We start from the raw sequence: 20,322 nt of genomic DNA, 5'->3' as shown, positions 1-20,322 counted from the left end.
ATGACCCTGTGGGTGCTCGGACTGAATCACCAGACCGCGCCAGTGGAACTGCGCGAACGCGCCTCCTTTGGCGGCGACGCCCTGCCCCAGGCATTGGCGTCGCTGCGCGATACGCCACAGGTGGCCGAGGCGGTCCTGCTCTCCACCTGCAACCGCACCGAGCTGTACGCGGTGGCCGAATCCGGTGACGCGCTGGCGCAGTGGCTGGAGTCACATGCCGGCACCTTGCATGGGTACCTCTACCAGCACGCCGACGCCGATGCGGTGCGCCACCTGTTCCGGGTGGCCACCGGGCTGGATTCCATGGTGCTGGGCGAGCCGCAGATCCTGGGCCAGGTGAAGGATGCCTGGGCCCTGGCGCGTGATCACGGCCTGCTCGGCCAGCGTCTGGACCGATTGTTCCAGCAGACCTTCTCGGTGGCCAAGCGCGCCCGCACCGATACCCGCGTGGGCGCCAATCCGGTCTCGGTGGCCTCCACCGCGGTGCGCCTGGCGCAGAACTCGTTCGCGCGGCTGGAAGATTCCACCGTGCTGCTGGTGGGCGCCGGCGAGACCATCGAGCTGGCCGCGCGCCATCTCAGCGAAGGGCGCGTGCGTCGGCTGCTGATCGCCAACCGCACCCTCGCCCATGCGCAGGAGCTGGCCAGCCGTCATGGCGGCGTCGCCCTGCCCCTGAGTGAGCTGGACCGTCATCTGGGCGAGGCCGACGTGGTGTTCTCGGCCACCGCCGCGCGTGAGCCGGTGATCACCCGCGCGCACGTGGCCGCCGCACTGAAAACCCGCAAGCACAAGCCGATGCTGCTGTTCGATCTGGCCGTGCCGCGTGATATCGAGGCCGGCGTGGGCGAACTGGCCGACGCCTTCCTGTACACCGTGGATGATCTGGAGCGCGCGGTCGAAGACAACCGTCGCAGCCGCCGGGAAGCGGCGGCCGAGGCCGAAGCGATCATCGAGCTGCAGGTCGCCCGTTTCGTGGAGACCCTGCAGGCCAGCGTGCACCAGGCCCCGCTGCGGCAGCTGCGCGCCTATGGCGAAGCGACCCGCGTGGAGATGCTGGAGAAAGCCCGCCAGCAGCTGGCCCATGGCAAATCACCCGAGGAAGTGCTCGAGCTGCTCGCGCACGGCCTGACCAACCGTCTGCTGCACCCGCCGACCGCCGCCCTGCGCGCGGCCGCGCTCAGCGGCGATACTGAACTCACCCGCGCCGCCGAGCGCCTGTTCCCGGCCAAGCCGGGTTACCAGCACCCTGCCGTGCGCACCGATGTAGCGAGGAACGATGACGCCGACCCTGCGCCGTAAGCTGGAAGCGCTGGCCGAGCGCCGCGAAGAACTGGAACGCCTGTTGTCCGACCCGGCCGTGGTCGGCGACAACGACCGTTTCCGCGCGCTCTCGCGCGAGTTTTCGCAGCTGGAGCCGGTCGCCAACGCGCTGGCCGACGAAGCCCGTGCCAAGGCCGATCTCGCCGCCGCCGAAGCGATGCGCGAGGACCCTGACCTGCGCGAGCTGGCCGACGAGGAAATCACCGCCGCGCAGCAGCGCCTGCAGCAGCTGGACGAAGCACTGGCCCTGCTGCTGGTGCCGCGCGATCCGCGCGATGACGGCAACCTGTTCCTGGAAGTCCGCGCGGGCACCGGCGGTGACGAGGCGGCGATCTTCGCCGGCGATCTGTTCCGCATGTACGCCCGCTATGCCGAGCGCCAGGGCTGGAAGGTCGAGATCGAATCGGACAACCCGGGCGAACATGGCGGCTACAAGGAAGTGGTGGCGCGCGTGGTCGGCCGTGGCGCGTTCTCGCGGCTGAAGTTCGAATCGGGCACGCACCGCGTGCAGCGCGTGCCGGCGACCGAGTCGCAGGGCCGCATCCATACCTCGGCCGCGACGGTGGCGATCATTCCCGAGGCGGATGACGTCGAGGACGTGGTGATCAACCCGGCCGACCTGCGCGTGGACACCTACCGCTCCTCCGGCGCCGGTGGCCAGCACGTCAACAAGACCGAATCGGCGATCCGCATCACCCACCTGCCCACCGGCGTGGTGGTGGAATGCCAGACCGAGCGCAGCCAGCACGCCAACCGCGACAAGGCGATGAAGCGCCTCAAGGCGCAGCTGCTGGATGCCGAACGCAGCAAGCAGGCCGCCGCGCAGGCCGAAAGCCGCCGGCTGCAGGTCGGCAGCGGCGACCGCAGCCAGCGCATCCGCACCTACAGCTTCCCGCAGGGACGGATCACCGACCACCGCGTGGAAGGGCTGACCCTGTACGACCTACCCAACATCCTGACCGGCGATCTTGATGCACTGGTGAGCCGGCTGACCCACGAACACCAGGCCGACGAGCTGGCCCGGCTCGCGGAAGGCAACTGAGCATGCCCGCCCGGGCGCGACCGCGATGAGTGCCGATCCGCAGCGCCTGCAGTTGCGCCAGGCGGTGCAGCGGCAACCGGCCGATTTCATTGCGTGGGTGATGCTGGCCGACGCGGAGCTGGAAGCCGGCGATGTGCGCGCCGGCGAACAGGCCGCCACCCGTGCGCTGCAGCTGCGCGGCGACCATCCCGAGGCCCTGGCCCGGCTGGGCCGCGCACGCTGGATGCAAGGCCGCCATGGCGAGGCCGCCACACTGCTGAGGCAGGCGGCGGATCGCGCGCCCCAGCACCCCGGCATCACCCTGTGGCTCGGCCACGCACTGGAAGACGCGGGGCAACCGGAGGCGGCGGCGGATGCGTATCGCCATGCGCACCGTCTGCTGCCGGGCGAGCCCTACATCACTGCGCAGCTGCTCAACTGGCAGCGCCGGCTGTGCGATTGGCGGGATCTGGAGCGATTGTCGTCGCTCGTGCGCCAGGCCGTCGCGCAGGGCCAGGCGGTGGTCGAGCCGTTCGCCTTCCTCAGCGAAGACGGCAGCGCCGCCGAGCAGCTGGCCTGCGCCCGTCAGCGCGCGGCGGCGCTGGCCGAGGGCATCCCGCGGTTGCCGCCGGCCACGGTGCGCCCGCACGGCACGCTGCGGGTCGGCTTCCTCTCCAACGGCTTCGGCGCGCATCCCACCGGCCTGTTGACCGTCGCCCTGTTCGAACAGCTGCGCGCGCTGGACATGCTGGACCTGCATCTGTTCGCGCTCAGCGCGGACGACGGCAGCAGCATCCGCCAGCGTCTGCAGCAGGCCGCCCACACGTTGCACGATGTCAGCGCGCAGCCGCATCAGGTGATCGCCCGGCGCATCCGCGAGGCCGGGATCGATGTGCTGTTCGATCTGCGCGGCTGGGGCGGCGGCGGCACCCCGCAGGTGCTGGCAATGCGCCCGGCCCCGGTACAGGTCAACTGGCTGGCCTACCCGGGCACCTCCGGCGCGCCGTGGATCGATCATGTGCTGGCCGATGCCTTCGTGTTGCCCGAGGTGCTGGCACCGGCGTTCAGTGAGAACGTGCGGCACCTGCCGCGCGCGTTCCAGCCCTCGGACAACACCCGCGTGCTGGAACCGGTGCCCTCGCGCGAGGACTGCGGCCTGCCCGCGCAGGGCGTGGTGCTGTGCTGTTTCAACAACAGCTACAAGCTCAATCCGCGCAGCATGCAACGGCTGTTCGCGGTGCTGCACGGCGTGCCCGGCAGCGTGCTGTGGCTGCTGTCCGGGCCGGGCACTGCCGATGCACGGCTGCGCAGCGCGGCACGCCAGGCGAAGCTGGATCCGGCGCGGCTGGTGTTCATGCCACGCCTGCCGCACCCGCAGTACCTAGCGCGTTACCAGCACGCCGACCTGTTCCTGGACACGCACCCGTACAACGCCCACACCACCGCCTCCGATGCGCTGTGGGCCGGCTGCCCGGTGCTGACCAGCCCCGGCGCGACGTTCGCCTCACGCGTGGCCGGCAGCCTCAACCACCACCTGGGCATGCACGCGTTCAACGTGGCCGACGACGCGGCGTTCGTGGCTACCGCCATCCAGCTCGGCAACGACCCGGCTGCAATACAGGCCGCGCGCGCCACGCTGGCGCAACGCCGCGAGGACAGCGGCCTGTTCGACATGGCCGGTTTCGCGCGCGACCTCACCGAGGTGATCGAAACGCTCGCACGCGAACGCGGCTGGCAGGGCCCACACATCGCCTGAGCATCGGCTGCGCTAGGCTCGGGCTTCCCTGTGAATCACCGAGGCACGCCGATGGGCAAGCTCAAGCGCAAGGACTACCAGGCCCTGCTGGAACCGATGCAACTGGAACTGGCGGCGATGGCGCGCTGGGTGCAGCACACCGGACAGCGGGTGCTGGTGCTGTTCGAGGGCCGCGACACCGCGGGCAAGGGCGGTGCGATCCAGGCGATCGCCGAGCATCTCAATCCGCGCCAGTGCAAGGTGGTCGCGCTGCCCAAGCCGACCGATCGCGAAAGCACGCAGTGGTATTTCCAGCGCTATGTCTCGCACCTGCCGGCGGCGGGCGAGATCGTGCTGATGGACCGCAGCTGGTACAACCGCGCCGGCGTCGAGCATGTGATGGGCTATTGCACCGAGGCGCAGTACCGCAGCTTCCTGGCGCAGACGCCGGTGTTCGAGAAGCTGCTGATCGATGATGGCATCGTGCTGTTCAAGTACTGGCTCAGCGTGGACCAGGCACAACAGGAAAAGCGTTTTGCCGAGCGCCACCTCGATCCGCTCAAGGGCTGGAAGCTGTCGCCGGTGGACCTGAAATCACGCAGCAAGTACAGCGCCTATACCGAGAGCCGCGAAGCGATGCTGCGCGCGACGCATAACGATGATGCCCCGTGGACGCTGGTGGACTTCAACGACCAGAAACGCGGGCGGCTGGGCCTGATCCGCAACCTGCTCGATCGCCTGCCCGATACCCGCGTGGACGAACCGGTGCTGGCGCTGCCGCCGTTGAAGGGCAAGCTGCACAAGGAGCACTTCGGGGTCTTGAAGCCGATTGAACCCTTCGTCGTCGGGTAGATCCACGCATGGCGTGGATCTACCGGCGCTGCGAGGCACAGGCATGCCGGGTATCCGCCGGCATGCCCGTGAGGATCAGCCTTCCTTGATCCGCGCTTCGATGTCATGCGCGGTGACCGGGCCGAGGAATTCCTTGGCGACCTTGCCATCCGGCGCGATCAGGTAGGTCATCGGCAGGCCGCGCGGGATCGCGAAGTCTTCCGGCGGGTTGTACGTATCCACGATCACGATCGGATAGGTGACCGGACGCTTCTCCAGGAAGGCCTTCATCTCGGCCGGTTCGATGTCCTCGAAGGCCAGCCCGACCACCTCGATTTCATTGCGCATCGCGTGCAGCGCGGAGAGCTCGGGCATTTCCTTGCGGCATGGGGCGCACCAGGTCGCCCAGAAGTTCACCACCACCCACTTGCCGCGGTGAGCGGCCAGATCGTAGTCGGTGCCGTCCAGCGCCTTGGCTTTCAGCGTCGGCTGTTCGACGGTCCTGCGTTCGGTCGCCGGCACGGCTTCGGTCGGCGGCGCGGCGGGCTCGCTGATCGGGGCCGGGACGGCGGGCGCAGTGGCCTCGCTCTGTGCGGCGGGCTTGTTGCAGGCGGCCAGCGTCAGCAGGCCCAGGGCCAGCAGCAGGGGCTTGGCGGTCATGGTTTGTCTCCGGGGGTCGAGTAGATGTCGCTGACGCGGCGTTTGAGCAGTTCGCGCAGCGGCAGGCGCAAGGTGTCCAGCGCGGCCACCGAGGCCGTGCCCAGGCTGTCGTCGCGGTAGGGCAGGTAGGCTTCCTTGATCGGGATCCGCATCTGCGTGGTCTCGTACAGGTCGGCCAGGGTGAGTTTGTCCAGGTCGCGCGCGAGCAGCCATTCGCCCTGCTCGTCGCGGCGCACCACGCGGATTGCTTCCAGATCGCAGAGCAGCGTCTGCAGCAGCGAATCGGTCAGCATCGGCTCCAGCCGCAGGATCTCGTCGTCATCCAGGCTGCGGCCGTCGGCACGGGCCTGGTGGAAGCGACCGATCAGGCGCAGCAGGCCATAGATCTCATACCCCACCGGCAGGCGCAGGTCGGCCGGCTGGTAGCGGAACGCGGCGATCGAGGAGGCAAGCGATGCGCCGAGCAGCACCGAGACCCAGCACAGGTAGATCCACAGCAGCAGGATCGGTACGAAAGCGACCGTGCCGTAGAGCTTCTGGTAGGACTGGAAGCTGCCCAGGTAGGCGCCCATGCCCCACTTCACCAGCTCCAGCATGATCGCGGCCAGGATCGCGCCGGGGACGGCATGCCGCCATTTGACCGTGTGGTGCGGCACCACGCGGTACACCAGCATGATGCAGACGAACTCGATCAGGATCGGCGCGACCGTCAATGAGACGTTGGCCAGCCAGCGGCCTTCGCTGGTACCGAACAGCGGCAGCGCGAACACCCGCGCCGAGACCGCCAGCGAGGCGGCGGCCAGCATCGCGCCGAGGGTGAGCACCGTCCAATACACCAGGAAGCGGGTCAGCTTCGGCCGGGTCGAACTCACCCGCCAGATCTGGTTGAAGGTTTCCTCCACGCTGTTGAGCGTGATCAGCAGCGACACCACCAGGGCGATGAAGCCGGCGGCGGTCAGCTGCCCGGCGCTGGCCGAGAACTGTCGCAGGTAGCCTTCGGCGGCGCGCGCGGCGTTGGGCACGAAGTTGGAGAACACGTAGTCGCTGAGGGTGTCGCTCCAGCGGTCGAACACCGGGAACGCCGAGAGCACCCCGAACACCACGATGGCCAGCGGCACCAGCGCGAACACGGTGGTGTAGGCCAGCGAGGCGGCCGCCTGGAACAGGCGGTCATCCAGGAAACGGCGCCACAGGAAGCGGCCGAAGCTGATCGCGCGCGCACGGTCCCGGACGCGTTCGATCCACAGGTTGATCGTATCGAGAGGTTCCATCGGCGCAAGGGTACCCGATGACGGGTGTGGGGCATGCACGCCCGCCACGGTGCCCAGCCCGGGCACGGACCTCGCCCTGAGCGGGCTGCGTTGCCATACTGCCTGCATCGGACGCAATGAGATGAAAGCGAAATGGCGGAGATCCTGGTGCTGTACTACAGCCGTGGCGGTTCAGTGGCACGGCTTGCCCGCCAGATTGCGCGCGGCATCGGCGAGGTGCCCGGCATGAGCGCGCGGCTGCGCACGGTGCCCCCGGTGGCGGCGGTGACGCAGACCGCGCTGCCGCCGGTGCCCGAGGATGGCGCACCGTATGTGAGCGTGGCCGACCTGGCCGAATGCACCGGGCTGCTGCTGGGCAGCCCGACCCGCTTCGGCAACATGGCCGCGCCGGTGAAGCACTTCCTGGACAGCCTGGGCGCGGAATGGGTCAACGGGACATTGGCCGGCAAGCCGGCGGGCGTGTTCACCTCGACGGCCTCGCTGCACGGCGGGCAGGAATCGACGCTGCTGTCGATGCAGGTGCCGTTGCTGCACCACGGCTGCCTGATCGTGGGTATTCCCTTCACCGAGCCGGCGCTGAGCCACACCACCACCGGCGGCACGCCGTATGGCGCCAGCCATGTGGCCGGGGCGGACGACAACCCGGTGCCGAGCGAGGACGAGAGCATCCTGGCGCGGGCGCTGGGGCGGCGGGTCGCCGATATCGCACGGCGGCTGGCGTGAGTACGCGCGCCCAGGAGATCGTGCTGGCCCTGCTGCTGGTGGCGCTGGCGGTGCTGTTCGCGGTCTGGTTCGCGCAGGACAAGCATTGGCTGGCCACCCAGCTGGTGTTCACGCTGCCGCCGCTGCTGCTGGCGCTGGGCGTGCTGGTGCGGCGTGGCAAGGCGACGTTCTGGGCGGGGGTGCTGGCGCTGTTCTGGTTCAGCCACGGGGTGATGAGCGCCTGGAGCCATCCAGAGGTTGCGCTGTGGGCCTGGCTCGAGCTGGGGCTGGCCCTGGCCGTGATCGGGGTGGCCAGCACGCCGGGGCTGCGGCGCCGCTTCGGGCGCAGGACGCCGGCCGGCTGAGGTCGTTGCGGCGCGGCCCTGCATCGGGCCGGCGGCGGCCGTATCATCTACGGGTCGGCGCGGCGGTTCCGTGCCCTTCTGTCTGGTACCCAGGATGCTTGCAATGGAAGAACTACTGATCATCACCACCGGTGGCACGATCGACAAGATCTACTTCGACGACAAGTCGGACTATCAGATCGGTGATCCGCAGATCGGGATGATCCTGCGCGAGCTCGGCGTGACCTTCCGTTTCAATGTGATCCCGATCCTGCGCAAGGATTCGCTGCACATCACCGACGATGACCGTGAGTTGATCCGGGCGACGATCGCCGCGCAGCCGACGCGCCATGTGCTGGTCACCCACGGCACCGATTCGATGGTGCAGACGGGCCAGGTGTTGAAGTCGATCACCGACAAGACGATCGTGATGACCGGTGCGCTGAGCCCGGCGCGCTTCCGCGGCTCGGATGCGGAGTTCAACATCGGGTGTGCGATCGGTGCGGTGCAGTCGTTGCCGAGCGGTGTGTACATTGCGATGAACGGCCGGATCTGGAATCCGGAACAGGTGCGCAAGAACGTGGCCGCCAACCGGTTCGAAGCTGCGTAATCGGTGTTGATTGAACGAACGCCCCGGCATGCCGGGGCGTTCTGCGTTGGGGCGATGGGAAGGCGATCAGTACTGTGCGGTGAGGGTGACCCCGGAGAAGGTCGAGTAGGCCTTCACCCGCACGTGCCAGGTGCCGGCCGCCGGTGAGGTGATCGTGCAGGTCTCGTTGTTGCCGCTGAGATAGGGGCGGCAGGTGTAGACGGTGTCGGTCGGCGCGCTGCCAGAGCGGACGTAGAGATCGGCATCGCCACTGCCGCCGGCGAGGGTGACCTTCAGCTGGCTACGGCCGGACGGCACGGTCACGGTGTAGGCCAGCGAAGCACCGCTGGCGGCGCCAAGGCCCGTGACCGGAACGTTGTTCTGCAGCACGTTGCCGGTACCCGGGTTGGGGTTGGTCCCGCCCAGGGCCGCCGTCACCGCCGCATCGGCATCGACGATGCCCGCGCCGCAGCCGCCGGAGCAGGCGCCCGGCAACGGCCGTGCGGTGCTCTTGAGCAGGCTTTCGATGGCGGCCGGGCTCAGCGCGGTGGGGGCAACGGACTGGATCAGCGCGACCACGCCGGCCACGTGCGGGGCCGCCATCGAGGTGCCGTTGTAGGAGGCATACGATGCGCTGCCCGGAACCGTGGTGCCGCTGTTGAGGGTGGAGAGGATGCCCTGCCCCGGTGCCGAGATGTCGATGCCGGTGCCGTAGTTGGAGAAGCTCGCACGGGCGCCGGCTGACGTGGTGGCGGCGACAGCGATGACGTTGGCGCAGTTGGCCGGCACGGAGGACGAGACGTTGGTATTGCTGTTGCCCGCGGCGACCACCACGGTGGTGCCGCGCGAGACGGCGCCATTGATCGCGGTCTGGTAGGTGGTGGAGCAGCTGCCACCGCCGCCGAGGGACATGTTGATCACTTCGGCGGGGTTGGCATTGGCCGGGACGCCGCTGACAGTGCCGCCGGACGCCCAGACGATCGCGTCGGCGATGTCGGAGGTGTAGCCACCGCACTTGCCGAGCACGCGTACCGGGACGACCTTGGCATTGAAGGCCGTGCCTGCCACGCCGGTGCTGTTGTTGGTCACCGCCGCGACGGTGCCGGCCACGTGGGTGCCGTGCCAACTCGAGTTGGAGGCCGGAATGCCCGAACCGCATTCGTTGGCGGCGTACCAGTCGCCTTCGTCGTTGGGGTTGTTGTCGCGGCCACCGCCGTCGCGCGCCATCGCCGCGTCGCTGATGAAGTCATAGCCGGGCAGGATGTTCGCATTGAGATCGGGATGGTTGGTGATGCCGGTATCGATCACCGCGACCACCACGCCGGTGCCGGTGGCCTTGTCCCAGGCCGGGCGAACGTTGATCGACGCATTACTGGTGCCGAAGCCCCACTGCTCGGAGAAACGCGTGTCGTTGGGCACCAGGGTGGCCTGCATCAGCTGGTCGACCTCGACGTATTCCACGCTCGGGTCGGCGGCCAGGCGGCGCATCAGCAGCTCGGCCTCGGCGCGGTCCAGCGGCCGGTCGGCCTTGACCACGGTCGGCCCGATCGCCAGCTGACGCAGCTTCTGCAGTCCCAGCGCGCGGCCCTGTGCGGCCGGCACCGCCGCGGCGGCGGCCTTGAGCGAGCTGGCCAGCGCGGTCGGGGTGGCGACCCCGGTGCTGCCGTCCTTGTACTTCACGATGAAGCGCTGATGGGTCGGCGCCGAGGACAGGCCGCTCAACTGCACATCGCCGGCGAACGCCGGGGTAGCCAGCAGCAGGGTCGACAGAACGGACGCGCCCAGTACAACCAATGCACGCTGACGCAAACGGTGTTGCGAGACATGAGACATCGGATTTCCCTTTCAGACAGTGAATGCCGTCGTCGCGGCTGAGAATCCAGGTCCGATCCGGGGGCTGCTGCAATCGATGGCGCGGATCGGCCCGGTGAGTGGATCGGTTCCCCTGAATCAAACCGCCCATCACGACGCTAGTGGCTGACTGGCCGATCAACAATGTTTCAGCTGCACTTCAGTGACATGAAATGTCGGATCTGAGACTTTCCGGGTCGAGGGTTTGTGAAAGTGAAGGAACGGACGCCCGTTCGAGGGGTCCGATTACGCCACGGATTGTCTGAAATGGCTGTCGTCGTCGACAAATTCGGGACACCACTTGCGCATCAATGGCTTACGCCAGTGCCACCGCAGGACAGTCATGCCGGCTGATGGCCGGCGGCCGGCAGTACCGATTGCGAACGCTGCGCCGCCGGTCGTGGGGAGCACCACCGGCGCGGTGCCGAACCGGCAACAAAAAACCCGCCTGTCGCCAGGCGGGTTTCAAGGCTTCAGCTCAGACCCGGAGGACTCAGGCGTCCAGGCGGACCAGCCAGCCATGACGGTCCGGCAGGCGGCCGTACTGGATGTCGGTCAGCTCCTTGCGCAGCGACATCGTCACTTCGCCGGCCGGGGCGTTGATGTCGCCCACCGAGAAGCCTTCGCCCTTGAGCTGGCCGATCGGGGTGACCACCGCAGCGGTGCCGCAGGCGAACGCTTCCACGATCTCGCCGGAGCTCACGCCGTCCTTCCACTCATCAAGGGTGACCTTGCGCTCTTCGACCTTCATGCCGCGGTCGCGCGCCAGCTGCAGGATGCTTTCGCGGGTGATGCCTTCCAGGATGCTGCCCGACAGCGACGGGGTCACCAGGGTGCCGTCCTTGTAGACCAGGAACACGTTCATGCCACCCAGTTCTTCCAGGTACTTGCCCTCGACCGGATCCAGGAACAGCACCTGCGAGCAGCCCTGTGCCTGCGCCTTCTGCTGCGGCAGCAGCGAGGCGGCGTAGTTGCCACCGCACTTGGCCGCGCCGGTGCCGCCCTTGCCCGCGCGTGCATAGTCGGTGGACAGCCAGATCGACACCGGGGCCACGCCCTTGGCGAAGTACGGGCCGGCCGGACTGGCGATCACGTAGTAGCCGGCCTTGTGCGCGCCGCGCACGCCGAGGAAGGCTTCATCGCCGATCATGAAGGGACGGAAATACAGGCTGGATTCGTCGGCCGACGGCACCCACGACGCGTCCACCGCAATCATCTGCTTGAGCGATTCAACGAAGATGTCCACCGGCAGTTCCGGCAGCGCCAGGCGCTGGGCCGAACGCTGCAGGCGGCGGCCGTTGGCCTCCGGACGGAAGGTCCAGATCGAGCCGTCGGCGTGGCGGTAGGCCTTGATGCCTTCGAAGATTTCCTGGCCGTAATGCAGCACCGCGGCGGCCGGGTCCAGCTGCAGCGGGCCGTACGGGCGCACCACGGCATCGTGCCAGCCGGTGTCCTTGTCCCAACGCACTTCCACCATGTGATCGGTGAAGTGCAGACCAAAACCGGGGGCGGCCAGGATGCGCTCACGCTCCTCGCTGCTGCGCGGCTGGGCGGAACGGGTGGTGTTGAAGCTCACGGAAGACTGGGACACCGGATATTTCCTGTTCTGGTTACGGGGAACGCCGTGACGCCGGCTGGCGATGGGCGGTTACAGCATGCCGGTTTCGAGCCGGGCGGCCTCGGACATCATGTGGCGGCCCCACGGCGGGTCGAACACCAGCTCGACGTCGGCCTCGGCCACCGTCGGGATCATTTCCAGCTTGCTGCGCACGTCATCGACGAGGATCTCGCCCATGCCGCAGCCGGGGGCGGTCAGGGTCATCTTGATCTCGACCTCGCGCTGGCCGTCGTCCAGGTGCTTGAGGTCCACTTCATAGACCAGGCCCAGATCGACGATGTTGAACGGGATTTCCGGATCGAAACAGGTCCGCAGCTGCTGCCACACCAGTTTTTCGACCTCCTCGTCGGAGGCATCGGCGGGCAGCTCCAGCGCCGGAGGCGCCTCCTTGCCGATGGCATCGCCATCCTTGCCGGCGATGCGGAACAGATTGCCTTCGACAAAGACTGTATAGCTGCCACCCAGGGCCTGGGTGATATAGCCATAGCTGCCAGCGGGCAGCGTGACCGTTTCGCCCTGCGGGACCATGACGGCCTCGCAGTCGCGTTCGAAGTGGACAGGTTCACTGCTACGGGAATACATGTGGATCGATATGGGGGTCGCGGCCAATTCCCGCAAGGCGACCATTTTAGCCCAGTGGCCGCCCACGCGCCGGTCACCGCGCAAGCCGGTATCCTGTGGGGACTTACAGGAAGATTGCATGTCGCCCACGTCCGTGCCTGTCCGGAGCCGCCACTGGCTCTGGCCCCCGCTGTTTCTGCTTGGTGTCGTCACGGCCGTGCTGGCCTGGTTGTTCATCGCCCTGCTCACCGGCCGCCAGGCCGGCTGGATGGCGGTTCTGGCGGCGTTGGAGATCGCCTTCATGCTGCGTCTGGGGACCCTGCGCGCCGGTACCGCCCGGGTGGTGCTGACCCTGCTGGCCACCGTGCTGGTGGCGCTGGCAGCCAACTGGGGGATCGCCTCGGCCTACCTCGGCGGCGCGATGGGGCTCACCCCGTGGGAATCAGCGTTGCGCATGGGGCCCTATCTGGCCTGGACCCTGAGCGGCCTGGCCAATGGCGCCGTGGAATGGCTGTGGCTGGGCGTGGCGCTGGTCGTGGGCTGGTGGGTGGCGAGGTAACGCCCCCTGCACCCCGCCGCCGCATGCCATCGGTAGTGCCGGCCGCTGGCCGGCTCCTCATGACGTCAGAACGGCAACGCGCTGGCATTCAGGCATCGCGTTGAGCCGGCCAGCGGCCGGCACTACCGCAGGTCCAGTGTCGCCGCAGGTCCGGAGTCGCCGTAGATCCGTGGTCGCCGCAGGTCCGGAGTCGCCGTAGATCCGGGGTCGCCGGTAGGTCCGGAGTCGCCGTAGATCCGGGGTCGCCGGTAGGTCACGACCGTTGGTCGTGACCCTTGCATCCGCGCCTCAATGCCCGCCGTCGAGCGCCTTCAGTTCGCTCACCAGCGCGCTCGCCGCACCGGCACCATCGCCGTACAGCATCCGGGCGTTGTCGGCATAGAACAGCGCATTTTCGATGCCGGCAAAGCCGGTGCCCTTGCCGCGCTTGATCACCACCACGTTGCGGGCGTTGACCACGTCCAGGATCGGCATCCCGTAGATCGGGCTGGCCGGGTCGGTGCGCGCCACCGGATTGACCACGTCGTTGGCGCCGATCACCAGCACCACGTCGGTGTTCGGGAATTCCGGGTTGATGTCGTCCATGTCGGCGATCAGGTCGTAGGGCACGCCCGCTTCGGCCAGCAGCACGTTCATGTGCCCCGGCATGCGCCCGGCCACCGGGTGGATCGCGAACTTCACCTTGATGCCGCGATCGATCAGGCGCTGGGCCAGTTCCCATACCTTGTGCTGCGCCTGGGCCACGGCCATGCCGTAGCCGGGCACGATCACCACGCGCTCGGCGAAGGCCAGCATCGCGGCCACGTCGCTGGCCTCGATCGGCTTCTGCGCGCCGCTGATTTCCTGCGCGACACCGCCGCCGCCGAAGTTGGAGAACAGCACACCGCTGATCGGCCGGTTCATCGCCTTGGCCATCAGGCGTGTGAGCAGGATGCCGGCCGCGCCGACCATCATGCCGGCGATGATCAAGGCCTCGTTGCCGAGCACGTAACCCTCGAAGGCCACCGCCAGACCGGTGAACGCGTTGTACAGCGAGATCACCACCGGCATGTCGGCACCGCCGATCGGCAGCGTCATCAGCACGCCCAGCGCCAGCGCGACCACGAAGAAGCTGATGATCGCCACCGGGCTCAGGGTGACCGCGGCCCAGACGCCCAGCACCACCATCGCCAGGGCAACCAGCAGGTTGAACGCCTGCTGCCCGGGGAAAGTAACGCGCCGGTCGAGTCGGCCGTCCAGCTTGGCCCAGGCGATGATCGAGCCGGACAGCGAGACCGCGCCGATCGCCGAACCGATCACAGCCAGCGCCAGCACGGTGGCCGACGGCTGGCGCGCGGCGAGGTCGGCCAGCGCCTGCTCGCTCCAATGGGTGGTATCGCGGTTGGCCAGGAACGAGAAGCGCAGCAGTTCGACCGCACCGATCGCCGCCGCCGAGCCACCGCCCATGCCGTTGTAGAGCGCCACCATCTGCGGCATGTCGGTGATCGCCACGCGCTTGGCCGACCACCAGGCCACGCCGGTGCCGATCGCCACCGCCGCCAGGATCAGCGGGATGTTGTGCAGCTCGGGCAGGAAGAACGTCGCCACCGTGGCGATCAACATGCCCAGCCCGGCCCAGCGGATACCGCTGCGCGCGGTCATCGGCGAGGCCATGCGCTGCAGGCCGAGCAGGAACAGGGTGGCGGCGACCAGATAGCTCACCTGGACCAGCCACTGCAGCAGTTGCGCGGTGGTCACGTTCAAGGCGTCTTCTCCCCGGCGTCGCGCTTGGCGCTGGGCTTGAACATGTCGAGCATGCGTTCGGTCACCACGTAGCCGCCGGCCGCGTTGCCCGCGCCGAGCACCACCGCGATGAAGCCGATGATCTTTTCCAGTGGGGTCTGCGCGTGCCCCAGCACCACCATCGCGCCGATCAGCACGATGCCGTGGATGAAGTTGGAGCCGGACATCAAAGGGGTATGCAGGATCACCGGCACCCGCGAAATGATCACGTGGCCGGCAATGGCGGCCAGCATGAAGATATACAACGCCACGAACCCGTCGCTCATTGCAGTCACTCTCCCAGGCGGTCATCCCGTCCCCTGCATCATAACCATGCGCTGAACCAATCGGGCGGGCCGGTCAACCGCGGCCGCCCTGGGGCGTTCTCACGGTATCCCCCTGCCGGACCGCTACCCTGTGCTGGTGAGCTCTCCCCTACCGTCGACGGATGCCGACCTGCCCGCGCCTGCCGAGGTGGCGCTGCCGGTGTCGCTGGATGCCTTCCTGGCCGGCATCGGCCCGCGCGCGTTCCGCTTCGCCGAGGCCGGCCTGCGCCAGCGCGACGACGCGCTGGATGCGGTGCAGGACAGCATGTTGAAGATGCTCGGCTACCGCGACAAACCTGCCGCCGAGTGGGCCCCGCTGTTCTGGAGCATCCTGCGCCGCCGCGTCGTGGATCTGCAGCGCCGCCGTGGCTTCCGCCTGAAGTTCTGGCGCAGCAGCGACGAGGCCGGCGGCGACCATGACATCGACTGGGCCGACCAGGCGCCCGGCCCGGCCCAGGCCCATGAGCAGCGCGATCAGTACGCACAACTGGTGCAGGCGCTGCGGGAGTTGCCTGCGCGCCAGCGCGAGGCTTTCACCCTGCGCGTGCTGCAGGACCTGGACGGCGCCACCACGGCCAAGGCCATGGGCTGCAGCGAAGGCGCGGTCAAAACCCATCTTTCGCGCGCCCGCCAGGCGCTGCAGCAGTCTTTGGAGATCGCCCTGTGAACCGCCCCCTGCCCCCTTCGATGCATGACGATGCCGCCCTGCGGCAGCTGCACGCGCAGGCGCTGGATACGCTCTCGCCGGCCACGCTGGCGCGGTTGCGCAGCGCGCGTCATGGCGCCTCGCCCGCCAAGCGGCATGTGCCGTCCTGGTGGATGGCCACCGCCTGTTCGGCGGTGGTCGCGCTCGCGTTGGGCTACAGTTTCCTCCTCGGCGAATCGACCGCCCCGCCGGCACCGGTCGTGGCGAGTGCAGCCGATGACGGCAGCGACGTTCTCGACGAAAATCCCGATCTGTATGTGTGGCTGGGCAGTACTGACCTGGCAATGGAGTGATGATGAAACTGCGACTGTCCCTGGGGCTGGTATTGCTGACGCTGAGTGCGGCCGGCTGGGCCCAGACCGCCCCGCTGCCGGACTGGGACACACTCAGCCCGCAGCAGCGTGAGGCGTTGATCGCGCCCGTGCGTGACCGCTGGAACGACGCGCCGGCGCCGCAACGCGAGCGCATGCTGCAGCACGGCCAGCGCTGGCTGACCATGACCCCGGAACAACGCGCGCAGGCGCAGCGGGGCCGCCACCGTTTCGAGAACATGACGCCGGAGCAACGCGAACAGGCGCGCGCACTGTTTGGTCAGATGCGTAGCATGAGCCCTGAGCAACGGCAGGCGCTGCGCGACCGCTGGGCGCGGATGACCCCGGATGAACGCAAGGCGTGGCTCAAGGCCAACCCCGCACCGCCGCCGCCGCCGAAGCGCTGAGCGCCTTAACAGGGACGGAGGGGATGATTAACTACCTCCGTCCCTGTTGTTTCAGGCGGCGACCCAGCGGGTTTTCGCGAGCAGTTCGTCGTCCCAGTCGAAGCTGACCGCGCCGTCTTTCAGGAACAGCGCAACGAAGTTGTAGACGTTGCGGGCATACATCTCGCTGGCATGCACCGCGCCCTGGCTGGCCAGGTTGAGCGGGCCATCGATGACCACGCCGTCCAGATCCACTACTTCGCCCGGCTGGGTGGCTTCGCAGTTGCCGCCGGTTTCCGCGGCGAGATCGACGATCACGCTGCCAGGTTTCATGCCACGCGCCATCGCGGTGCTGACGATCTTCGGCGCAGGCCGCCCGGGAACGGCGGCAGTGCAGATCACCACGTCCACCGTGCGCAGATGCTCGCCAAGGCGACGCTGCTGTTCGGCACGTTCCTCATCGGTCAGCGGGCGCGCATAGCCGCCTTCGCCGACCGCGCTCACGCCCAGATCCAGGAATTTGCCGCCCAGCGATTCGATCTGCTCGCGGGTTTCCGGGCGCACATCGAAGCCTTCCACCTGCGCGCCGAGACGGCGGGCGGTAGCAATCGCCTGCAGGCCGGCCACACCCGCACCGACCACCAGCACCTTGGACGGACGGATCGTGCCGGCGGCGGTGGTGAGCATCGGGAAGAAGCGCGGCGCACGCTGGGCGGCGATCAACGTGGCTTTGTAACCGGCCATGCCGGCCTGCGAACTGAGCACGTCCATCGATTGCGCCCGCGTGGTGCGCGGCAAGCGCTCCAGCGGAAACGCCTGCAGGCCGCGCGACTGGATAAGACCGGCACGCTCGGCGTCGGCCTGCGGATGCAGCATGCCGATCAGGCTGGAACCGGCTTTCAGCCGGGCCAGACGGTCATTGGATGGAGGCTGCACGCACAGCAGCAGGTCGGCCTGGGCCAGGCGGGTGTCATCGGCGGGCTGCGCGCCCACGTCCTGATACACCGCATCGGGGAAGCCCGCCGCCACCCCGGCACCGGGCTCGAATGCGACGCTCGCCCCCAGCGCGATCAATTTGCGCGCCGTTTCCGGCGTCATCGCCACGCGCCGTTCTCCCGGCGCATGTTCCTTTACCACCAACACCTCGACAGCCATGCCTGTCCCCGACGATCAGCGGATTGTGGGCTGATCGTAACCTGATCGTCAGGCCAGGGTGGCCCCCGGGGTCAATGCACTGTGGCGTTCTTGGTATCCAGGCGATCGATCACGCCCTGCATGGCACTGTCGAAAGCGCCGTCGTCGATATGCGCGCGCAGACGCCCCAGGCGCACCATCACCGCCAGCTCTTCCGGCGAGGCCACGCAGAAGCGCACCCCGCGCCGGTTGACGAACAGCAGCCGCTGGGAAATCGGACTGACCCAGGACAGCTTGCCCGCCTGCACCTTGCCGTCCTTGTCGACGAAATCCAGCCAGCTGCCGATCTCCAGGCCGCGGAAGCGGTCGGCATCGGCATTGTCGAAATCGCTGACATCCACCTTGCTGCCCAGCTCCACCGCCGCCGATTCCTGCGCCGGCGGCGAAGGCAACGCCACCTGCGGCAGCTCGGGCAGCGCGCGTTCCAGCTCGGGGCGCGATTCGGCGATGCCCTGCAGGGTGTCGTGCAGCGCATCGATGGCACTGGTCGCCGCGTCGGCATGCACACCCACGCTGGCGAATACCTTGCGCAGCGCGGGGTGCCAGGCCTGCAGCCACGGCTTGCCGACGATATGCCGGCGCGCCTCGGCCACTTCATCCAGGATCCCATCGGCCAGGCTCAGTGCCTCGCCGACCGAGGCGCCGTCTTCGCCTTCGCGCAGCACGGTCAGGGTCAGGTGGTGCTGCCACGGCTGGCGCAGGAATGCACCGATCGCCTGCGGCAAGGTGGTGTCGCCAATCCGCCGGTCCAGTTCGGTGCTGGCCCGCTGGCGCGCCATTTCGAGCTTTTCCTGGCCGCGCTGGGTCTCGGCGGCACGGCGCTCGGCGATCTCGATCCGGCGCCGGTGCTGGGTCAGGAACTCGCGGAATTCTTCTTCCAGGGTCAGGAAGATGGCCAGGTTCTCGTTGAACTCGGCCACCAGGCGCTCGATGATCTCCTCGACCTTGCCCATCAGCACGCGCTCGGCCTGGCTCTCGCCGGTGTTGCCTTCGCAGGCCTCGGCCAGCGAATTGAGCAGCTTGCGCGCCGGGTGGGTCTTCTGCACGAACATGCGGCGGTCGAGCATGGCGACCTTGACGAAGGGCACCACCAGCCGGCCGATCAGCTCGCGCGAGCGGCCCTCCAGGTCGCGCTCATCGAGCATCACGTCGAACAGCATGCCGACCAGATCGATCGCATCCTCGTCCTGCGGGTCCAGCCGCGCCTGCGCGGGATCGACCCCGAGCCGGGTCGCGCCGGACAGCACTTCGCTCTTCAGGCGCTGCGCCAGCGACTCACCGTCTTCACCGATCGCCGCGCGCAGGGTCGCGCTGGGCGTGGCCTGCAGCAGTGACAGCACCGACATCATTTCGCGCTGGCTCAGCGGCCGCTGCTGGCCGACCGCGACGCTGGCCGCCGAGGTGGCGTCCTCGCGCACATGGCGGGTCTGCTGCAGCAGTTCATGCAGGGCATCGAGCAGCATGCCCTGGTTGCCCCCAGGGCTGTCACCGCCCTCGCCATGTGCCTCGTGCGCGGCATGCCCGCCGCCCTGGAGGCGGCCACGGCTCTCGGCCCAGCGGTCGGCGAAGCGGCGGGCCCAGGCCGGTGCCTGGCCCTCTTCGCCCGCCGATCCCATGCTGCTCTCGGGCTCAAAACCCTCGAACGCATCGCGGTCCTCGCGCGGTGGCGATGGCGCGCGCGGGGCAGGCCGGCGCGCGGCCATCTGCGGCATCACGCCCGCTGCGGCCAGTTGTTCATCCAGATACTCGTAACGCTTGCCGATCGGCTGCTGCAGATCGCGCTCGCACAACTTGATGAGCACCAGCCGCACTTCCGGGGCCAGTTCACAATCGGCGAAGGCCTCGTGGATCGCCACACCGAGGTGCTCGGGGCTGATCGGATTGGTATCGGCCTGCAGTTCCAGCCCCCCGGCGATCATGCCCAGGCGGCGGTCCAGACGCGACAGTACCGGCTTGAAGTCACGCAGCAGCACGGTGGCGAAATTGCGCACCGCCAGCCGGGACTCCAGCACGTGTTCGGGCACCAGGCTCAGGCCATCCTCGATCTGGCCGGCCAGGGTGGCTTCGGCCGACAGCGGCTCGCCCCGCTCCAGCGCCTCCCAGGCCTGGGCCAGGTGGGCGCGGAAGCCGGCCACGATGTCGTCCCGGCGGCGGCGCAGCTCGCGCATACCATCCAGGAACAGCAACTGCGACGCGCCGGCGGTACCGGCACGGTCGAACAGCACGTCGTCGAACCGCGCCAGCACCGTCGAGAACGACTCGACCAGCCCCGGCAGCACGGCCTCACGGGCCATCGTCAACAACGCCGGGTCACGGCCCGGGTGCCCCCCTACATTGGGCGTGGCAATCATGCGAAAAGGCTCCCCACCCTCGCAGGCACTGAGTACAACATGGAAACAACGATCGCCGGCGCACCCCATGCGCCCACGTTCGGATGGTAGGCCGGCCGACCGGTCAGAGACAGTGAAACAGTCGACACTTTAAACCTCGTTACCGGTGGCCCGGCAGGCTTTGTATCGTAAGCGCAGCAGGCCCCGGAAGCGAGTACAGCCACGTGAAGGAAGTCCGCTGATTAG

Annotated in this window: 20 protein-coding genes; 11 read left to right on the top strand and 9 right to left on the bottom strand. The window is 68.3% G+C overall.

Translation table 11 applies throughout. The annotated features are described in order from the left end of the window. The 4 genes from hemA to ppk2 are packed head-to-tail and all read left to right on the top strand — an operon-like array spanning nt 1 to nt 4,928. Nucleotides 1-1,299, top strand: a complete 1,299-nt coding sequence (hemA, locus tag ABE422_RS13330; RefSeq protein ID WP_019186102.1) for a glutamyl-tRNA reductase — start codon at nt 1-3, stop codon at nt 1,297-1,299. Continuing rightward, entirely contained in the window at nt 1,277-2,362 is a 1,086-nt protein-coding gene (prfA, locus tag ABE422_RS13325; RefSeq protein WP_313212213.1) for a peptide chain release factor 1, read from the top strand. Before hemA ends, prfA begins: the two co-directional genes overlap by 23 nt. A 25-nt stretch (nt 2,363-2,387) precedes the next feature. Then, the gene (locus ABE422_RS13320; protein ID WP_346466719.1) at nt 2,388-4,097 is read left to right on the top strand and encodes a tetratricopeptide repeat protein; all 1,710 of its coding nucleotides are present in this window, start codon (nt 2,388-2,390) and stop codon (nt 4,095-4,097) included. A gap of 51 nt (nt 4,098-4,148) precedes the next feature. Then, a complete protein-coding gene (ppk2, locus tag ABE422_RS13315) occupies nt 4,149-4,928 on the top strand; it encodes a polyphosphate kinase 2 (protein WP_121044572.1) in 780 nt (259 codons plus the stop codon). 75 nt (nt 4,929-5,003) lie between these two features. Here the strand turns inward: ppk2 and ABE422_RS13310 are convergent, their stop codons facing one another. Both ABE422_RS13310 and ABE422_RS13305 read right to left on the bottom strand, forming a co-directional pair. Beyond that, complete coding sequence (locus tag ABE422_RS13310; protein WP_313212210.1) at nt 5,004-5,567, bottom strand: TlpA disulfide reductase family protein; 564 nt, start codon at nt 5,565-5,567, stop codon at nt 5,004-5,006. After that, entirely contained in the window at nt 5,564-6,838 is a 1,275-nt protein-coding gene (locus tag ABE422_RS13305) for a YihY family inner membrane protein (protein WP_313212209.1), read from the bottom strand. The genes ABE422_RS13310 and ABE422_RS13305 overlap by 4 nt, the downstream gene beginning before the upstream one ends. A gap of 132 nt (nt 6,839-6,970) precedes the next feature. Here ABE422_RS13305 and wrbA point away from each other — a divergent pair, with 132 nt between their 5' ends. The 3 genes from wrbA to ABE422_RS13290 all read left to right on the top strand — a co-directional run bounded on the left by wrbA (nt 6,971) and on the right by ABE422_RS13290 (nt 8,494). Then, the gene (gene wrbA, locus ABE422_RS13300) at nt 6,971-7,561 is read left to right on the top strand and encodes an NAD(P)H:quinone oxidoreductase (RefSeq protein ID WP_313212208.1); all 591 of its coding nucleotides are present in this window, start codon (nt 6,971-6,973) and stop codon (nt 7,559-7,561) included. After that, nucleotides 7,558-7,905, top strand: coding sequence for a DUF2069 domain-containing protein (locus tag ABE422_RS13295; RefSeq protein ID WP_313212207.1), 348 nt, complete (start codon nt 7,558-7,560; stop codon nt 7,903-7,905). Before wrbA ends, ABE422_RS13295 begins: the two co-directional genes overlap by 4 nt. Before the next feature lie 103 nt (nt 7,906-8,008). Next, complete coding sequence (locus ABE422_RS13290) at nt 8,009-8,494, top strand: asparaginase domain-containing protein (protein ID WP_121044584.1); 486 nt, start codon at nt 8,009-8,011, stop codon at nt 8,492-8,494. 66 nt (nt 8,495-8,560) lie between these two features. Here the strand turns inward: ABE422_RS13290 and ABE422_RS13285 are convergent, their stop codons facing one another. The 3 genes from ABE422_RS13285 to sufT all read right to left on the bottom strand — a co-directional run bounded on the left by ABE422_RS13285 (nt 8,561) and on the right by sufT (nt 12,524). Then, complete coding sequence (locus ABE422_RS13285; RefSeq protein ID WP_346466717.1) at nt 8,561-10,306, bottom strand: S8 family peptidase; 1,746 nt, start codon at nt 10,304-10,306, stop codon at nt 8,561-8,563. Nucleotides 10,307-10,817: 511 nt separating this feature from the next. Continuing rightward, the gene (locus ABE422_RS13280) at nt 10,818-11,915 is read right to left on the bottom strand and encodes a branched-chain amino acid aminotransferase (protein WP_313212204.1); all 1,098 of its coding nucleotides are present in this window, start codon (nt 11,913-11,915) and stop codon (nt 10,818-10,820) included. Between the two features lie 57 nt (nt 11,916-11,972). After that, nucleotides 11,973-12,524, bottom strand: a complete 552-nt coding sequence (sufT, locus tag ABE422_RS13275; RefSeq protein ID WP_313212203.1) for a putative Fe-S cluster assembly protein SufT — start codon at nt 12,522-12,524, stop codon at nt 11,973-11,975. A gap of 118 nt (nt 12,525-12,642) precedes the next feature. On the opposite strand from sufT, the gene ABE422_RS13270 reads away from it, so the two are divergent. After that, complete coding sequence (locus ABE422_RS13270) at nt 12,643-13,062, top strand: hypothetical protein (protein ID WP_121044590.1); 420 nt, start codon at nt 12,643-12,645, stop codon at nt 13,060-13,062. A gap of 288 nt (nt 13,063-13,350) precedes the next feature. Here ABE422_RS13270 and ABE422_RS13265 read toward each other — a convergent pair whose 3' ends face one another. Continuing rightward, complete coding sequence (locus ABE422_RS13265) at nt 13,351-14,805, bottom strand: NAD(P)(+) transhydrogenase (Re/Si-specific) subunit beta (protein WP_314404313.1); 1,455 nt, start codon at nt 14,803-14,805, stop codon at nt 13,351-13,353. Then, nucleotides 14,802-15,110 (bottom strand): NAD(P) transhydrogenase subunit alpha, encoded by a 309-nt coding sequence (locus ABE422_RS13260; RefSeq protein ID WP_121044596.1) that lies wholly within the window; start codon nt 15,108-15,110, stop codon nt 14,802-14,804. Before ABE422_RS13260 ends, ABE422_RS13265 begins: the two co-directional genes overlap by 4 nt. Nucleotides 15,111-15,240: 130 nt before the next feature. Here ABE422_RS13260 and ABE422_RS13255 point away from each other — a divergent pair, with 130 nt between their 5' ends. The 3 genes from ABE422_RS13255 to ABE422_RS13245 are packed head-to-tail and all read left to right on the top strand — an operon-like array spanning nt 15,241 to nt 16,573. Next, on the top strand, nt 15,241-15,816 hold the full coding sequence (locus ABE422_RS13255) for an RNA polymerase sigma factor (protein WP_313212200.1): 576 nt from the start codon (nt 15,241-15,243) through the stop codon (nt 15,814-15,816). Between the two features lie 20 nt (nt 15,817-15,836). Then, nucleotides 15,837-16,148 (top strand): hypothetical protein, encoded by a 312-nt coding sequence (locus ABE422_RS13250; RefSeq protein ID WP_313219141.1) that lies wholly within the window; start codon nt 15,837-15,839, stop codon nt 16,146-16,148. Further along, nucleotides 16,148-16,573: a DUF3106 domain-containing protein gene (locus ABE422_RS13245; RefSeq protein ID WP_313217299.1), complete on the top strand. Its 426-nt coding sequence runs from the start codon at nt 16,148-16,150 to the stop codon at nt 16,571-16,573. Before ABE422_RS13250 ends, ABE422_RS13245 begins: the two co-directional genes overlap by 1 nt. A gap of 51 nt (nt 16,574-16,624) precedes the next feature. On the opposite strand, the gene ABE422_RS13240 is transcribed toward ABE422_RS13245, so the two are convergent. Continuing rightward, entirely contained in the window at nt 16,625-17,707 is a 1,083-nt protein-coding gene (locus tag ABE422_RS13240; RefSeq protein WP_346483135.1) for an NAD(P) transhydrogenase subunit alpha, read from the bottom strand. A gap of 71 nt (nt 17,708-17,778) precedes the next feature. Further along, the gene (locus ABE422_RS13235) at nt 17,779-20,097 is read right to left on the bottom strand and encodes a DUF1631 domain-containing protein (protein WP_346483134.1); all 2,319 of its coding nucleotides are present in this window, start codon (nt 20,095-20,097) and stop codon (nt 17,779-17,781) included. Between the last annotated feature and the right edge of the window lie 225 nt (nt 20,098-20,322).

It is taken from the genome of Stenotrophomonas sp. TWI1151, assembly GCF_039673135.1.
In the GTDB taxonomy this organism is placed as follows: Bacteria; Pseudomonadota; Gammaproteobacteria; order Xanthomonadales; family Xanthomonadaceae; genus Stenotrophomonas.
Note: the sequence above shows the minus strand (reverse complement) of the source record. Positions and strands in the feature narration are given on the sequence as shown.

Excerpts from the sequence above, each read along its gene's own strand:
- ABE422_RS13290 (WP_121044584.1), top strand. The coding sequence starts at position 8,009 with ATGGAAGAACTACTGATCATCACCACCGGTGGCACGATCGACAAGATC.
- ABE422_RS13245 (WP_313217299.1), top strand. The coding sequence starts at position 16,148 with ATGATGAAACTGCGACTGTCCCTGGGGCTGGTATTGCTGACGCTGAGT.
- hemA (WP_019186102.1), top strand. The coding sequence starts at position 1 with ATGACCCTGTGGGTGCTCGGACTGAATCACCAGACCGCGCCAGTGGAA.
- ABE422_RS13260 (WP_121044596.1), bottom strand. The coding sequence starts at position 15,110 with ATGAGCGACGGGTTCGTGGCGTTGTATATCTTCATGCTGGCCGCCATT.
- ABE422_RS13305 (WP_313212209.1), bottom strand. The coding sequence starts at position 6,838 with ATGGAACCTCTCGATACGATCAACCTGTGGATCGAACGCGTCCGGGAC.
- sufT (WP_313212203.1), bottom strand. The coding sequence starts at position 12,524 with ATGTATTCCCGTAGCAGTGAACCTGTCCACTTCGAACGCGACTGCGAG.
- ABE422_RS13285 (WP_346466717.1), bottom strand. The coding sequence starts at position 10,306 with ATGTCTCATGTCTCGCAACACCGTTTGCGTCAGCGTGCATTGGTTGTA.
- ABE422_RS13240 (WP_346483135.1), bottom strand. The coding sequence starts at position 17,707 with ATGGCTGTCGAGGTGTTGGTGGTAAAGGAACATGCGCCGGGAGAACGG.
- wrbA (WP_313212208.1), top strand. The coding sequence starts at position 6,971 with ATGGCGGAGATCCTGGTGCTGTACTACAGCCGTGGCGGTTCAGTGGCA.
- ABE422_RS13310 (WP_313212210.1), bottom strand. The coding sequence starts at position 5,567 with ATGACCGCCAAGCCCCTGCTGCTGGCCCTGGGCCTGCTGACGCTGGCC.
- prfA (WP_313212213.1), top strand. The coding sequence starts at position 1,277 with ATGACGCCGACCCTGCGCCGTAAGCTGGAAGCGCTGGCCGAGCGCCGC.
- ABE422_RS13235 (WP_346483134.1), bottom strand. The coding sequence starts at position 20,097 with ATGATTGCCACGCCCAATGTAGGGGGGCACCCGGGCCGTGACCCGGCG.
- ABE422_RS13320 (WP_346466719.1), top strand. The coding sequence starts at position 2,388 with ATGAGTGCCGATCCGCAGCGCCTGCAGTTGCGCCAGGCGGTGCAGCGG.
- ABE422_RS13250 (WP_313219141.1), top strand. The coding sequence starts at position 15,837 with ATGCATGACGATGCCGCCCTGCGGCAGCTGCACGCGCAGGCGCTGGAT.
- ppk2 (WP_121044572.1), top strand. The coding sequence starts at position 4,149 with ATGGGCAAGCTCAAGCGCAAGGACTACCAGGCCCTGCTGGAACCGATG.
- ABE422_RS13270 (WP_121044590.1), top strand. The coding sequence starts at position 12,643 with ATGTCGCCCACGTCCGTGCCTGTCCGGAGCCGCCACTGGCTCTGGCCC.